Origin of the sequence: Clostridium saccharobutylicum DSM 13864, from assembly GCF_000473995.1 — a bacterium.
Classification (GTDB): Bacteria; Bacillota; Clostridia; order Clostridiales; family Clostridiaceae; genus Clostridium; species Clostridium saccharobutylicum.
Genome location: NC_022571.1, coordinates 317,272 through 333,443, shown reverse-complemented (window position 1 = coordinate 333,443; position 16,172 = coordinate 317,272). Strand labels below are relative to the sequence as shown.

Sequence of the window (16,172 nt, the reverse complement as noted above, 5' to 3'; positions counted from 1 at the left end):
TCATGTGGTGAATAACCGAAATAGAGGTAATGCATTTGTTTCGGCTACTGAAAATTTTGATAGATGCTTCTAAGACTGCAAGTTGTACCCGCAATGCTTGCTTCACAGACATGCTGTGAACAAGCATATACGGAACAACTTACAATCTAAGAAGCATAGCTATCAAAATTTTTTGAGGTAACACTACACAAATGTATCACCTCTCTTTCTACTTTTGGACATAAATTCAAAGCATAAGTGTGATTTATAAATCAGATATCTATAAAAGATATAAATTAATACCTGTAGCTTAGATAATTTTTTATTTCTAATCTACAGGTATTAATTTTATATAATAAAGCCACATATCAGGCAGAAATAATATACATGCTTTTTTCTTTTAGAATTTATTCTTTTCTAGAGAAATGTTAACTTTAATTATTTTTTAATTTTTGTTTATAATCATACTTTACTCAACCCTAAATTTATTTATTTCCGACTCTAACTTTTCTGCTAATAATTGAAGACTATCTGCATACTTTGTAAATTTGTCCATAGCTGCAGTTATTTCTTCTGTTGAAGCAGTAACTTCTTCTGATGCGGATGCAGTCTCCTCGGATATTGAAGAAATATTTTCAATTTCCATTAATGTACTTTGCTTCTTTTCATTTATGTCAACAATAGATAACTTTACCTCTTCAACCTTATCAATCATTATTGAAATTGAATCAAGAATTTCGCTAAATATTATTTGAGTTTGTCCCACTGCTAAATCTTGTTCATTTACTACATTTTCAGTAGATTTGATAGCCTTTACTGCTGTATCCGACTTTTCTTGTATATTTGCTATAATTAACTTTATTTCCTCAGTTGAATTCTTAGATTGTTCTGCAAGTTTTCCTATCTCTTCTGCTACAACAGCAAATCCTTTTCCTGCCTCACCAGCACGTGCAGATTCTATACTTGCGTTTAATGATAAAAGACCTGTTTGTTCTGTTATTTCAGCAATAGTCTCAGATATTGTATTAATTTTTTTAGTGCTTTCATTCATATCTTGAACTATTTCATTAACCTCATTGGTTGCTATTTTAGTTTTGTTGGATTTTTCTATTAACGTATCTATCATAGATAATCCTTTAGAACCTAAATCCTTAGTGTTATTAGAAAGCTTATCCATTTCATTAGAATTTACACTGATTTTATCTAACCTATCTGATAATTCATTCATTTCTGATGCACCATTTTGAGCATTTTGAGATTGATTTGTTGCACCTTCAGAAACTTCTTCAATTGCCTTTGCCACTTCTCCTATAGAAGCAGTTACTTCTTCTGACATACTTGCAAGATTCGATGAAGTTTCCAATACTTCTTTAGATGATTTTGTGACACTATTCATAAGTTCTGATATATTTTGAATCATGGAATTAAACGAATCAGCTAAATCCATAAATTCATCATTTGTAGATGCTGATATAGATACAGTTAAATCTCCCTCTGAAGCTTTTGCAAATACAGCCTTTAATTTTTTTAGATTATTAGCTATTCCCTTACTTAATATTAGAGACATAAAGATTGAAATTACTGCCATAACTAATATTATGATTAATGTTGTAAATAATATTGATCTTGTATCCTTAGATATTTCTTGCTCATTCAATGTAGTTATTACTTTCCATCCAGTGGTACTATTGGTTTGATATGCAGCAAACTTAGTAATATTATTATAAGTATAGTTTACAAATCCATTATTTGATGATTTTACATCATTCCAAATTGATAATTTAGAAGCTTCATTTGTTCCAAGTAGCTCTTTTTGAGGATGCGCTATGATATTACCTTCTAAATCAGAAACAAATGCATATCCTGAATCTCCTATTTTCTTTGAACTTATTTTTTCTGTCAATGTCTCCAACGAAACATTCATTGCACAAACGCCAATTACTTTGCCATCTCTCTCCACTGTCCTTGCTACAGATACAACATTTTTACCTGTTTGTGCATCTTTAAATGGTAGTGTTATTATTACTTTACCTTTGTTGTCCAAAGCTTGTTTATACCAAGTTCTTTCTCTAGGATCAAATCCATCAGGCATTTTATTATTAGGATATATCTGAAACCCACCATCAGCCGTTCCAAAATATGCACTAAATATATCATTATCAATTTCTTTTGCATTCTGTAACACTCCTGGTATAAACGAAGCATTAATACTGTTATCACTGTTAACAACATCGTAATTAGTTGCTAACATTGTAACCATATTTTCAAATCCATAAAAATAATTATCTATTCCGTTATTTACTTCCGAAAGTGTTTGTTGACTTGTGACTGCTAGTTTTTGACTTAGTATTGATTTTGATTGTAAATAAGAACCATAACCTAAAATAATTAATGGAATTATACAAATTCCTACCAGGCTGATAATCAATTTACTTCGAATATTATTAAACTTCATTTTTTTTAATTGCATTATACTCCCTCTTTCTAAATAGTACTAGTTTCTTGTCATACCAATACAACAAACTTATTGTAAATTCTACATATTAACTATATTATCGCACAAAACTAAAGCTCCTTTATATGCAAACGTACAGCAAACTCTAATCATTTGTATTTGTATTGATTTTAATTATAATTATGTTTAATATACATAAAAAAAATAAAGGAATTTAGGTTTTTGATTCCTACATTCCTTCATATTATTGCCTATATACTGATTGACTTTTAATTGAGAACAATAAACCAACAATAATTCAATATATTAACTAACATATTCTCTGCAAAGCTGTATCAGTAGGATATCCTTCCTTACCTAAAACACACACATCACATTTTTCTTTACTATTTTGTTTAATGTTCGTTGATTTTAAATTTATCTATTTCTGATCCTAATCTTTCTGCTAATACTTGAAGACCATCCGCATACTCTACAAATTTATCCATAGCTGCAGTTATTTCTTCAGTTGAAGCAGTAACTTCTTCCGATGCAGATGCAGTCTCCTCAGATATTGAAGATATATTTTCAATTTCTATTAATGTACTTTGCTTCTTTTCATTTATATCAACAATAGATAACTTTACCTCTTCAACCTTATCAATCATTATTGAAATTGAATCAAGAATTTCGCTAAATATTATTTGAGTTTGTCCAACTGCTAAATCTTGTTCATTTACTACACTTTCAGTAGATTTGATAGCCTTTACTGCTGTATTCGACTTTTCTTGTATACTTGTTATAATTAACTTTATTTCCTCAGTTGAATTCTTAGATTGTTCTGCAAGTTTTCTTATCTCTTCTGCTACAACTGCAAACCCTTTTCCTGCTTCACCAGCACGTGCAGATTCTATACTTGCATTTAATGATAGAAGACCTGTTTGTTCTGTTATCTCAGCAATAGTCTCAGATATTGTATTAATTTTTTTAGTGCTTTCATTCATATCTTGAACTATTTCATTAACCTCATTGGTTGCTATTTTAGTTTTGTTTGATTTTTCTATCAACATATCTATCATGGATAATCCTTTAGAACCTAAATCCTTAGTGTTATTAGAAAGTTCATCCATTTCATTGGAATTTACATTCATTTTATCTAACCTATCTGATAATTCATTCATTTCTGATGCACCGCTCTGAGCATTTTGAGATTGATTTGTTGCACCTTCTGAAACTTCTTCAATTGCCTTTGCCACTTCTCCTATGGAAGCAGTTACTTCTTGTGACATACCTGCAAGATTTGATGAGGTTTCTAACACTTCTTTAGATGATTTTGTAACACTATCCATAAGTTCTGACATATTTTCAATCATAGAATTAAACGAATTAGCTAAATCCATAAATTCATCATTTGTCGACGCAGATATAGATACAGTTAAATCTCCCTCTGAAGCTTTTGCAAATACATCCTTTAATTTTTTTATATTATTAGCTATTCCCTTACTTAATATTAGAGACATTAATATTGATATCAAACCCATCACCAATATTATAAATAAAGTTGTTTGTAATATCGACTTTGTATCATTAGATAATTCACTTTCGTCTAATGTAGCGACTAACTTCCATCCTGTTAATTCATTTGTTTGGTACACTCCAAACTTTTTCACTCCATTTAATTCATAATTAATAAATCCACTATCTTCTGATTTTACTTTATCCCAAATGCTTAACTTATCTGATACATCTGTATTAATACTCTCTTTTTCAGGATGAGCTAAAATATTTCCAGATAAATCAGAAACAAAAACATAACCCGAATTACCAATCTTCTTTGCAGCTATTCTTTCTGCAAGTGTAGATAATTCACAATCTAATCCTAAAACTCCAATTACTTGTCCATCCTTTTCTACTGTTTGTGCAATTCCTACAACATTTTTTCCAGTTGAAGCATCTTGATATACTGGTGTTATTATAACTTGACCCTTATGTTCTAATGCCTGCTTATACCATACTCTTGTAGTTGCATCATATCCACTAGGCATTGGGTTGTCAGGATATGTATAAAATTTTCCTGATGCTGTTCCATAATATATATCCATAACATCCTTATCACTATCCTGCACGCTCTTTAATACATTCATTATAACTTCTGAGTTATTATCTCCTTCAATATTTATAATTGAAGGATTTTTTGAAATCATAGATACTGTATTTGTAAACCCATGAAAGTAATCTAATAACCCATAATTTATTTCTGAAAGTGTTTGCGTACTTGTAAGTGTTAGCTTATTATTAAGTATTGACTTTGATTGATTATATGAAATAAATCCAGCTATAATTAATGGTATTATACAGATTGCTACCAAACTAATAATTAGTTTACTACGAATAGTATTAAATTTTAATTTTGCTAATTTCATTCAAATGTTCCTCCTTAATATTATTTATTTTACAATGGTTATATTTTTCATTATTTAGTTAACTATCCACATTTTACATTTTATATATTTATTATTATATCGCACTCATTTTAAATAACTTTATATACATTATTGTATTTTCTTGATGAAATTTAAAAAAATCACATGAATTAATATAATTTTAATAAACAATCATTTCTTTCAAAAATAAAAAATGAATATAATTAATGATTATAAAATCATTAACTTCTTCATTTCTTATATCAAATTTATTGTATTTTAAAATTCAAAACCAGTTGTGTTAGTTTCTCAGCTGTTATTGCTTGTTGTTGAGCTACTACAGCAACTTGTTCAATAGCTTTATTTGTCTCTCCTATGCCAATTAAAATTTCTTCTGAATTATGTTTAGTATTTTTCACATTGCTTGAAATAGTTTGTACTACATTTGAAATTTCTTCTGTAGATGCATTTAACTGTTGACTCATCGATGCAATGTTTTGTGATAAATCACTTATAAATACAGCATCTTTTTCATATCTATCTCCTGTATCAACTAATAAGTCATAATTTTTTTTCACATTATTATCAATATAATTCAATATGTCTTTTGAATTACCTGCTAAATTATCAAAAGTAGCTTTAACATTTGAAATTACATTCTGAATATTCTTTACATACTCTGATGACTGCTCAGCTAATACCTTCACTTCATCTGCAACAACTGCAAATCCCTTTCCATTTTCCCCAGCCCTTGCCGCTTCAATTGCTGCATTTAATGCAAGTAAATTTGTTTGTTCTGCTATTGATGCAATAGATTTAGCAATTATTCCAATTTCACTAACTACTTTCCCTTGCTCAATTGCATTAACTATATTATTTTGTTTCTCCTCATATAATTTATCAGCAGCCCTTTTAGAATCAAATCCTTTCTCTTTTATATCTGTAGCTCTTTCCTTAATCTCTATTGATTGTTGGCTGCTTTCAGTTGAATTTGAAGCTAACTGTCCTATTCCTGAATTAACTTCGTCCATAGTTAAAGTTAATTCTTCAGTTATTGTATTTATTCCTAATACATTTTCAACTATATCTGCTGTATTTTTATCTATATTTTCAAAATTACTAGACATTTCTTCTAATGTAGCCGATAATTCTTCACTAGATGCTGTTACCCCTTGAGCTTGATCTATTATGTTTTCAATCAAGATTTTCATCTTTTCCTTTGCATGATTTAATGCATTAATAAGTTTTCCAAATTCATCATTATTTTTGCTTTCTATCGAATGTGTTAAATCCCCATTTCCTAGAGCCTCCGCAAATAGCAATCCTTTATTCACTGTCTTAGATATATATAATGATAAAACTAATCCAATAACAATTGCTAAAATAATACTAACTATCGAAGTTATATGCATTATATTAGTTGTCATCTTATAATTTATTAAATTGCTATCATTTGCTTCTTTTGCTAAGTCCTGATTTATAGAAATTAATTTACTAAGCTGTTCAAACATACTATCCCTAGCTTGAATAAGCTCTAGTCTTTTACTTATAACTTGTGAATATTCTTCTTTTTTAAGTAAATCTAAAAGTTCATCTCTTGATGTTCTATATTTATTTAAACAAGAAAGAAAATTATTAAAAGTTTCTTTTTCATCATCCGACATAGATCTTTTACTATACGAATCAATATATGTACTATTATTTGATTGAGTTGAATCAATTATCTTCATAGCTTCTTCAGTTTTAGTAACATTGCTATCTAAAATTGTGTTTTGAACTATTGATATTTCATCTAATAGATTTTCTTTTATTAAATGTACTTCATCGATTCCTTGAAAATTGTTAGAATATAATTCCTGAGAATTATTCTGAATATTTGTCATTCCATAGTGTCCAAAAAAGCCTGTTATTGCTACTAATAAAGCAATGCACATAAAACCTAATATCAACTTAATTTTAATAGATAAATCCCCTATAAATTTCATACTTACTCTCCTTATATAACCCTATTTTAATATTTGCAAAGTGTATTTAGTTTTTTATCAATTCGCTTTCCTATTAAACCAAATTTAACATATAAGTCTTAACATTACCTTAATCATCTGAAATTCTATTTTCAATAAAATATTAATTTTAAAATTAAAGTTAGCGATCACTTTTCATTATTTAATCATTTAATTTTAGTCTTCTAATAATGAAGTTATAAACTACAATTATAACTTTATTGAATCATTTTATTTATGATATTATATTTATAGTAACATTATTGAGCTAGGGGAATTTTTATGAATGAAAATAAAATTGTAAAAATCTTAATGTTTTCTTTAATAATTGCTTTCATAGGAAAGAACTTTTAGATGGATGTAAAGCTGAGTTAGCAGATAGCAAACGAGAACAAAAAACAGATTATAGTGAAAAACGACAAGCATTCATCCATAAGATAGATAGTAAAATTAATAGTATAGAATCTGTATTAAATATTAATGCTATTTCATTTTTAACATTAACTGGATATTTTATGCTTTTCTCTTCCAAAATCCATCAATTTTCATTTTAAAACTATAATAGTTTTAAAATGCCTGAATAATTTTACAATTGAATAAAATAAAAAAACATTTATGATAAATCCTCATTATAATTGAGTTTGCACACAACAATGACAACAAGGAGCTATACACAAATGTTTCAGAACACAATTATATCAAAATCAAGAAAATCTAGACAGCCAATATACTTTATTGTTAATGACATTATTTCTGAAAAGTCAAATCTCTCATCAAAAGCTAAGAATCCAATTGAAAAGTGTTCATTTCATAATTCTCACTTAAAAGGTAAGAATATATATGGTCATCAAATACTAGTTTCTTTACTATCGTGTGACGGATTAGTGTTCCCATATTCAATTGATATCTATGATAAAAAATTTATGAGTAAAATCAAATTAACTAAAAAGTTAATTGCAACACTTCCTAAGCCTGAAAATAAAAGCTATGTATTAGCTGACAGTTGATACAGTTGTAAAGATATTTTTAATGCTTCCGAAAAAGCTGGCTATAGTTATATTGGTGCTTTAAAAACTAATAGAGTTATTTTTCCACAAGGCCATGAAAAACTAGGAATAAAACTTCATAAGTTTGCTACGTTATTAAATATTGAAGACTTTTACCTTGTCACTGTCAAAGATAAGCAATACCATATTTACAATTATGTTGGCAACTTAAAAGATAGAAAAAACGTTTCTATTGTTTTAAGTTATCCTAAAGATGTTTTTCAAAAAGATGGAGCATTGAAAACTTTTATTTCCTTAGAGAAATCATTAGTATCGTTAGATATTTTAACTCAATATACCGACCGTTTGGCGATTGAACCATTTTTTAGAGATTGCAAAACTTACTTAGGACTAGATGGATATCAAGTAAGAGGTAAGAATTGAGAAAAATATTAATAGATGTCTAATAATACTGTTAGTAAATTATACTTATTGCACAATATACTGCAATGATTCTCATAACTTTAATACTGGATATAAAGTTGCTAAGAAAGATTTAGAAAAATCCAAAGTAATATATATTTACGAAGCTGCCGCAAGCGGTACGCCTATAGAAGAAATTTTTGGTTCATTAAAAATAGCCTAAAAATCTGTTTTTTATTCAACTGTAAAATTATTCAAGCAAAAATGCACTATTATAGATATTTATATAGTATATTATAAATACAATTGATGATGCTAAAGTTAGTGCTGTTATTTATAGTATTGCAGAGACAGCTAAATCAAATAATTTAAAACCCTACAATTATTTTGAATTGCTTCTTACTGAAATTCCGAAGCGCATGGAAGATACTAATCTTGATTTCCTTGAAGACATTCTTCCATAGTCGGAAAAGTTTCCACTTGAGTGCAAAAAATGAGCTATCGCTACGGATTTTGAATCTGCTAATGCGACAGCCCTAAAACTTGTTTTGGTATAAGTTTCTTTCATATGATTACTGTAAACTTTTGATAAACACAAGATATCTTCACTTAGTTATATAATAACTAACCTTCAAATTATTTTTTTCTCTTCTTCTCTTGATGCTCATCATAAAATAGTCCTAATGTAAAACCTATTAGCATATATATCCCGACATTATTAAATATAGTTCCAAAACATACACCTAAAAGCATGCCAATAGAAGCTCCAATTTTTGAATTATCATTTTGATGTTTAGGTGAATTATTCATATAATATCCTCCTCGTTTACAAATTCATGTATCTAAATATTAACAAATACACAAGATTTAGATCATTTGTACATGTAGGAATATAAGCGTCTGTTCATGCAATTTGAATTCATTTAAACTTCATTTTGGTGTCTACACGACCATAATAATACATATTTCCATCTAAATCCAAATAACCTACATCTCCTGTTTTATACATCTTTTTATTTCTATTAATAATATCTGTATCGAATCTACTATTAGTTAATTCTACATCTTGTAAATATCCTAAACTGATACCATCACCAGCTATCCATATATCGCCTATTTTCCCTGGACTAATTATTCTCTTATCTGAATCTAATAAATATACTCTCGTATTTCTTATCGGTTTTCCAATTGGAATTCTTTTCAACCCTTGTTCGATTCCTTCATTAATATGAAACATCATACTTTGAACCGTACATTCTGCCAAACCATACACATTTGTAACAGTAGTTGATGTACATTGCTGAAAAAAGCTATGTATAGTTGCTTTTTTCAATTCCTCCCCACTTGATATTAAATGTCTGGTGTAAATTGCAGTTTCTGGATGAATTCTAATATGTTTTGTAATAAGCGAAATCATTGAAGGGGTTATATCACAAACATCAACTTGGTTCAAATAAAAAATCAAGTGTTCTGGTCGTGACTTGACTGTTGTAGGGATAATATGCAATGTATGTCCATATAGCAAAGATGTATATATCTGTTGTATAGAAGAATTAACAGAGACTGAAGCACAAACCCCTACATCTAAATGTTCTTTCTTACAAGCATCAAACACTGATTCTTTCATAGATATTACTAAATTCACAACTGAATTTTTATTGATTATAGCACCTTTTCTTAGGCCTTCATAACCAGAAGTACATAAAATAAATACTTTATCACAAAAATGTTCTGGCAACTCAACCAGTTTTTCTTGCCTTTTTACTAACGCTGCAAAATCAATTATTCTATTTCTCAGCCCTATTTTTATGGCTAGTCCATTATTGCTTATTAATAGTTTTATATTAGCTTTTTCAACCATATATTCAATTGTTTTCTTCGAAAAATTTTCATCCAACATTAAATAATACCCACCAGCCTTTAATACACCAATAAAAGCTATGATTTGTTCAATTGAACGTGTGAACATAAGAGCAACACAATCACCATGCTTAAAATCTTCTTGAAGTATATTACTCGCAAAAGAATTAGACTTTTCATCTAATTCTTTAAAGGTGATTGATTGACCTTCATAACGTACAGCTATCCTATCGGGATACGATTCTACCACTTTTGAAAACATATCCTCGATGGTTTTCGATGTTTCTTTATATGAAAGTGTATATAAATATTCCATATTCTTCTGATTATTCAAATTACAAAACCTTGTTCCAGATTTGTAAACATAGCAATGACCATTGGTATGCATTGCAAATTTCATCCAATCTACTAATTGTTTCTCTTCAAATTTATAATTACATTTCAAAGCGAAATCCTGCAACAATTTTCCACAAACAATTAATATTCCAGTGCCAACATAGTTATTAAATATACTTAAAGGTTTCTCAATTGCGTCAATAATTTCACCTGTTTCAGTAATATTAACCGTATAGTTACTTTTTATTTCTTCCGTATCGTCAGAATATACAACAACAGGAGTAACTAATGATTTTTTCACTTTATGTTCTTTTATTACACTGTTAAAATCTAACTCTTCGAAATATTCATCACCCAAGTTAATAATAATATCCTCATTTGTATATTTTGTTAAATCTTTTACAGAATAAACAGCGTTTATTATCCCTGGATATTCTGAATTCTGTACGCAATATTCAATTGGAATGCTACAATAATTCGAACCAAAATATGCTGGTATTTCTTCTTCTTGCGTACGAATAACAATGTAAATTTTTTCCAACTCATTGCAGTGAGAAAGACGATATAACGTCCTCTCAAGCAAAGGTTTTCCTTGAAAAGGTAGCATGCATTTGCTACTGCAAGAATAAAACGATGCAAGCCGACTTCCTTTTCCTGCTGCTAATATAATTGCAATCATGTTATCACTTCCTATCCAATATCTTTGTATAAAATCTAGTAAATTTCCTTTAATAAATAATTAACTCCAAACTCATCCCAGCGCAATCTTAGCTTTTCAGCGATATAATTTACACCATCTCTATATTCATTAACATGCGCCATCATATAATTAACTTTTTCTTCAATCTCATTTTTATCTAGTGGATATTTTTCTATTAAAATGCCTGCATGTACCTTTTCTAATGCTTTTCCAACCTGATAATCATTGAAATTAACAGGGATCACAACCATAGGTGTCATATTCATTAGTGATTCCCTAACACCTGTAATCCCACCATGTGTAACAAATATAGAAGCATTCCCTAAACATTTAAGCTGGTCAGTGTAAAGATTAACTTTTACATTATCAGGACATACCTCTTCATTAATTATTGCTTGTGCAGCCTTGTTATTTCCAAGGCTTGCTATAATCTTAGCATCTATATTTCCAAGGCTCTTCAATGTTTTTAATAATGTTTGTACACCAAAAGTATCACTCATTGTTCCTCTTGAAACATATATGCTTCCATCCTTTTCACAGTTAGGAACTTTTGGCAAATTAAAACCAAGATAAATATTACTTGGATTAACAAGTTCTACCTCATTCTGAAGTTCAGGGCAGTGATAAGCAAAATAGTTTTTTTCTATATCATCTATTTCATATTGATAGAGTATTTTCTTGTAAAGCCTGTGCATCTTCCTATTCATTGTTATTATTTCATCTAAAGATGATGACTCCTTTACCTGATTAGCTACAATATTTGATATAAAACTTTTCCAGCTTTTACTTTTTATTAAACTCTCAGGTTCGCATGTATTACTGTTTAATTCCATGCATTTTACCTTCAGCTTTGACATTATCTTTTTCGTAAAGAAAGCATTATAATCATACATAATTGAATCTGGGTTAAATTCTTTTAACTTTTCATAGTAATCAATGTAAAAATGATTGGCTATGTCAGCCATTAAATACTCTCTTCTTCTTGATCTATCTTCATCATAATAGTAAGAGTAATATGCAACTGCTGCTTCCTCTGGAGTTAAGCTTAAGTCTGTATTGATTTTACAGGCATCTGTAATATATTGGGGATAAGGCTCAAATACTACATTATCACCAATCAAATATTTTTTAAGATATATTTCACTTCCAAATATAATAAGTTTAACTTTCCTTTTTAATAACTCTTGAAACAAAGGTATATTGGGAGCTGCATGTCCTGCATATGGAAATGTAAAGAAAACAATCTTCATATTGAATACACCTCCTCTACCTCATATTCTGGAATATAAATAATTGTTTCTTTAATACTGCTTGGTGAAATCCAATAACCTTCTGTATAATGAATTTCTGTTGAAATATCTTCTTTACTAATTCTCTCACCGCGGTACGAAATTCCTCCTTTTACACGTATTAATGAAATATTTTCTTCTGGAATCTCTAAATCTAATTCTGGAATTTCTTTTAAATCAGTTTCAATTTTAGTTTCTGATGTTCCATCCTGAAAATATATTTTTTTAATTCTATCTGCAGCAAAGTATAAACAAATATTAGATTTTGTACTTGGTTTAATGGCAACCCACTTTAAATCATCACTATATTCTTGTAATAACTGTCCTGAATACATTACCCCACTTTTACAAATTATTAATATATAATCCATCTTATGCCCTCCTAATTATATAGTTTCAGTGCACGGCTATTGAAACGCTTTAAGTCATCTATATTAAAATTCTTAGTTTGGATAACAGGACTTAACATATCTAATTCAGAAAATTTCTTTGCAGTCATTTCTATTCCCAGCTCTTCCATATGTTCATATTGATATGTTCCAGGGAAAGGCGTATTTAAACCATATGCTACCCCAACCTTGTTACCATACAATTCTCTAAGGTTTTCCATCATTCCGATAGTATCTTCCATTGTTTCAACCGTGTCGCAGTAATGTCCAAAAATAAAACTGGCCGCTACATCAATTCCTGTATTCACTGTCTTATCTATAATCTCATAAGCCTGTGAAAGAATCATGCTCTTTCCTATATTATTTAAGACTTCCTGATTTCCACTTTCTATTCCAAATTGAATTCTCTTGCATCCTGCTTCTTTAAGACCTTTTAACAAATAGCTATTTTTAAACATAGCATCTACTCTTGACTCACATCTCCAGCGGAATTTAATTGCAGACTTATCACATAATTCAACAAATTTTTCAAGGCGTTTATTAAATACTGTAAATGTATCATCACAGTAGAAAATCTGTTCATAACCTTTACACACGTCCTCTACATACAATGTTTCAAGAAAAACATTTTCAATTTCTCTAACACGGTACTTTCCTCCAGACATTTCAGGAGCTGCACAATAAATACATCTGCCGGGACATCCCCTGCTTGAATACATATTAGGTATAGTAGCTGTAAAATACTTTGGTATATAATCTCTGTTTATAATAGGAATCAAATCTATATTAGTAATAAATTTTCTTGACCGTCCATTACTATATTTTATCTCTTCATCCACATACACCAATCCCTGTATATCTCTAAAATGGATTAACCTCTCATTTGTTCTGATTGCCTCTGCAAGTTCTAATGCATTGTGTTCACCATCACCTATCAATATAAAATCTACAAATCTTTTTCTTTTACAATACTCTGTATCTAATGTTGGATGAGGCCCTCCCAACACTATAGGAATATTTTTAAACTTCTTCTTAAAAGCCTTACACATAATAAAAACATTGTCGACATTTTCTGTATATACCGAAAATGCAATGTAAATCGGATTTACTCTTTCAATTAATTCATAAATTTCACTAGTTTCATAATCACGTGCACTAAAATCTAAAACATGAACATGATATCCGTGCATCCTAAGTGTATTTGCAATTGATAAAACTCCTAAAGGTGGCATGTAACTCGATTCTGCCTGTTCTTGATTATCACAACTTGATCTAACAATAAAAACTATGCTCTTCATCTTTTTCGCCTTCCATTCTTCTCTAATTACAAAGAAGTATATCCGCCATCGACAACTAAATTATGCCCTGTTATCATTGAAGCTTTGTCGCTGCTTAAGAACATAATAGCATTGGATACATCCTCTGTTTCTGCATACTTATGTAATGGTATTTTATTTAACATATTTCTCCTTTCCCTAGCACTCATAAGAAAACTTTCATTATCTTCATTTAGTATATATGTAGGAGAAACAGCATTAACTCTGACTCCATATACTGACCATTCAGCTGTCAATGCTCTGACAAGTCCTAAGATACCTGTCTTGCTCGAACAATATGCTGTACGCATGACATTTCCTACTACTCCATGCTGGGAAGAAATAAATACAACATTTCCCTTTTGACTTATTAAGGATTTATATCCAATCTCCTTAGTTAGGAAAAAGCTTCCTTTGAGATTTACGTCTACAACGCAATCCCATATTTCTTCATCCATTTCATTAGCTTTTTTCATTATATTTATTCCAGCATTATTAATAAGTACATCTACCACTATTCCTTCATCAGCAATTTGGTTAACTACCTTAATAATTTCTTCTATGTTTCTAAAGTCTGCAATATATGTCTTAACCCTTGTCCTGCCTTCATATTCCTTCTCAATCTTTTTAAGATCTTTTTCATGTTCAGGTGAATCTATTAATAGTAAAGTTGCTGCACCTGATTGGCAGTAATCTTTAACTAACTGTTCTCCAAGATGTCCAGCTGCTCCGCTTACCAATATATTTTTTCCTTCAAAATTAATCTCCATAATATTCTCCTACGCAATATTTTTATTTCTCTTTTTTACTTGCGATGTTACTGATAAAAATTCTTTTAGATTGCCATAATAGGATATTCCTCTTGTAAATAAATGTGCTCCTAAAAAGGCAATCATACACTCAACTACAACTAATATACAGATTGAAACTGCGACTTCACCAGTCCCAGCATATCCACATGCATATCTTAAAAACATAACTGAAGGTGATGTTAATGGAATGTATGAAAATATTTTTAAAATTAAAGAATCCTGCTGTAATGCAATTATTCCAATAAAATATTGAATTAATCCAATCATTGCAATAGGAACTGATATACTGTTAATATCCTCTATCCTGCTGACAATGGAAACAAGAGATGTAGAAATAAACGAATATACAAAATAACCCAATAAAAGAAATACCATGTATAACAATAATGTTGAAAAATCAATACTGTTTAATTTTATTCCAATTGAACTGCTAATCTTATCAAAATTAAGATTAACAAAATTATTCATAATCCAAATACATACTCCAGTGATGCTAAGTTGAATAACTGGAATTAAAGCTGCTGATATATTGACTCCAAGATATAATGGAAGTGGTCTAATTGAAGTTGAGAATATCTCCATAACTCTATTTGTCTTTAAATAAGCAATTTCATTAACAGCTGAATTTGAATACAATATGATAAATAGAATCATAACTAAAAATAATATAAATGGTACTGCGACACTGCCTTCATTAAGGGATGTATTAGTATTCTTTATATTAATTGTTGTATTAATCTCTTTTAAAACTTCTGGTGATATTCCAGATTCTATAGAATTCTTTGTCTGAAGAATCTGCTTTGTAATATTTTGAAGAAGGCTTATATCGGTATAATTAATCTTACCTCTATCTATTACATTCATAGTAACTTGTCCATTCTCTTCTTCAAATACTGCAATTGAAATCTTTTCATCCTTTGCTTTTTTAACTAAGTCACTATCTGAATCTTCATTATTTAACATAGAAAAATCTAATTGTATATCTCCCATAGAATCATTCTGATAAACATCACTATCCCAGATGTCCCTAAGCTCTTTAGTATGATTTACTATATAAAGTTTCTCTTTTTTAGATTCATTTAAAAAGCCGTTCGTAATCAGTAGCATTATTACGGCTGCTGCGCACATTAATAATGTTATAATCATAAATCCTTTGCTACGTAAATGCTTACGTAAATAAAATATAAATACAGTACTAAACTCTTTCATATTATGTGCTCCC

At 29.3% G+C, this 16,172-nt stretch carries 11 protein-coding genes and 1 pseudogene; 2 read left to right on the top strand and 10 right to left on the bottom strand.

Translation table 11 applies throughout. The annotated features are described in order from the left end of the window. Positions 1-448: 448 nt before the first annotated feature. From CLSA_RS01545 to CLSA_RS01535, 3 genes are all read right to left on the bottom strand, one after another. A complete protein-coding gene (locus CLSA_RS01545) occupies positions 449-2,449 on the bottom strand; it encodes a methyl-accepting chemotaxis protein (protein WP_022743658.1) in 2,001 nt (666 codons plus the stop codon). A 380-nt stretch (positions 2,450-2,829) separates the two neighbouring features. Continuing rightward, positions 2,830-4,836 (bottom strand): methyl-accepting chemotaxis protein, encoded by a 2,007-nt coding sequence (locus tag CLSA_RS01540; protein ID WP_022743657.1) that lies wholly within the window; start codon positions 4,834-4,836, stop codon positions 2,830-2,832. A gap of 269 nt (positions 4,837-5,105) precedes the next feature. Further along, positions 5,106-6,821 (bottom strand): methyl-accepting chemotaxis protein, encoded by a 1,716-nt coding sequence (locus CLSA_RS01535; RefSeq protein WP_022743656.1) that lies wholly within the window; start codon positions 6,819-6,821, stop codon positions 5,106-5,108. 710 nt (positions 6,822-7,531) lie between these two features. Here CLSA_RS01535 and CLSA_RS24515 point away from each other — a divergent pair. Further along, a pseudogene (locus CLSA_RS24515) lies at positions 7,532-8,471 on the top strand (transposase); the annotation flags it as partial. A gap of 70 nt (positions 8,472-8,541) precedes the next feature. Beyond that, on the top strand, positions 8,542-8,712 hold the full coding sequence (locus CLSA_RS22325) for a transposase domain-containing protein (RefSeq protein WP_077393827.1): 171 nt from the start codon (positions 8,542-8,544) through the stop codon (positions 8,710-8,712). Between the two features lie 172 nt (positions 8,713-8,884). On the opposite strand, the gene CLSA_RS23025 is transcribed toward CLSA_RS22325, so the two are convergent. From CLSA_RS23025 to CLSA_RS01500, 7 genes are all read right to left on the bottom strand, one after another. Next, on the bottom strand, positions 8,885-9,058 hold the full coding sequence (locus CLSA_RS23025) for a glycine zipper domain-containing protein (RefSeq protein ID WP_022743652.1): 174 nt from the start codon (positions 9,056-9,058) through the stop codon (positions 8,885-8,887). A 109-nt stretch (positions 9,059-9,167) separates the two neighbouring features. After that, positions 9,168-11,123, bottom strand: a complete 1,956-nt coding sequence (locus tag CLSA_RS01525) for an AMP-binding protein (RefSeq protein ID WP_022743651.1) — start codon at positions 11,121-11,123, stop codon at positions 9,168-9,170. A 35-nt stretch (positions 11,124-11,158) separates the two neighbouring features. After that, complete coding sequence (locus CLSA_RS01520; protein ID WP_022743650.1) at positions 11,159-12,394, bottom strand: glycosyltransferase; 1,236 nt, start codon at positions 12,392-12,394, stop codon at positions 11,159-11,161. Further along, on the bottom strand, positions 12,391-12,804 hold the full coding sequence (locus CLSA_RS01515; RefSeq protein ID WP_022743649.1) for a hypothetical protein: 414 nt from the start codon (positions 12,802-12,804) through the stop codon (positions 12,391-12,393). The genes CLSA_RS01520 and CLSA_RS01515 overlap by 4 nt, the downstream gene beginning before the upstream one ends. 11 nt (positions 12,805-12,815) lie before the next feature. Further along, positions 12,816-14,120, bottom strand: a complete 1,305-nt coding sequence (locus CLSA_RS21885) for a B12-binding domain-containing radical SAM protein (protein WP_022743648.1) — start codon at positions 14,118-14,120, stop codon at positions 12,816-12,818. Positions 14,121-14,146: 26 nt separating this feature from the next. Beyond that, the gene (locus CLSA_RS01505) at positions 14,147-14,908 is read right to left on the bottom strand and encodes an SDR family NAD(P)-dependent oxidoreductase (protein WP_022743647.1); all 762 of its coding nucleotides are present in this window, start codon (positions 14,906-14,908) and stop codon (positions 14,147-14,149) included. A gap of 9 nt (positions 14,909-14,917) precedes the next feature. Continuing rightward, positions 14,918-16,159, bottom strand: coding sequence for an ABC transporter permease (locus CLSA_RS01500; RefSeq protein WP_022743646.1), 1,242 nt, complete (start codon positions 16,157-16,159; stop codon positions 14,918-14,920). Positions 16,160-16,172: the final 13 nt, after the last annotated feature.

Bases quoted from the DNA above. Each gene is read 5' to 3' on its own strand.
- CLSA_RS01545 (WP_022743658.1), bottom strand. From the start codon at position 2,449: ATGCAATTAAAAAAAATGAAGTTTAATAATATTCGAAGTAAATTGATT.
- CLSA_RS01540 (WP_022743657.1), bottom strand. From the start codon at position 4,836: ATGAAATTAGCAAAATTAAAATTTAATACTATTCGTAGTAAACTAATT.
- CLSA_RS01535 (WP_022743656.1), bottom strand. From the start codon at position 6,821: ATGAAATTTATAGGGGATTTATCTATTAAAATTAAGTTGATATTAGGT.
- CLSA_RS23025 (WP_022743652.1), bottom strand. From the start codon at position 9,058: ATGAATAATTCACCTAAACATCAAAATGATAATTCAAAAATTGGAGCT.
- CLSA_RS01525 (WP_022743651.1), bottom strand. From the start codon at position 11,123: ATGATTGCAATTATATTAGCAGCAGGAAAAGGAAGTCGGCTTGCATCG.
- CLSA_RS01520 (WP_022743650.1), bottom strand. From the start codon at position 12,394: ATGAAGATTGTTTTCTTTACATTTCCATATGCAGGACATGCAGCTCCC.
- CLSA_RS01515 (WP_022743649.1), bottom strand. From the start codon at position 12,804: ATGGATTATATATTAATAATTTGTAAAAGTGGGGTAATGTATTCAGGA.
- CLSA_RS21885 (WP_022743648.1), bottom strand. From the start codon at position 14,120: ATGAAGAGCATAGTTTTTATTGTTAGATCAAGTTGTGATAATCAAGAA.
- CLSA_RS01505 (WP_022743647.1), bottom strand. From the start codon at position 14,908: ATGGAGATTAATTTTGAAGGAAAAAATATATTGGTAAGCGGAGCAGCT.
- CLSA_RS01500 (WP_022743646.1), bottom strand. From the start codon at position 16,159: ATGAAAGAGTTTAGTACTGTATTTATATTTTATTTACGTAAGCATTTA.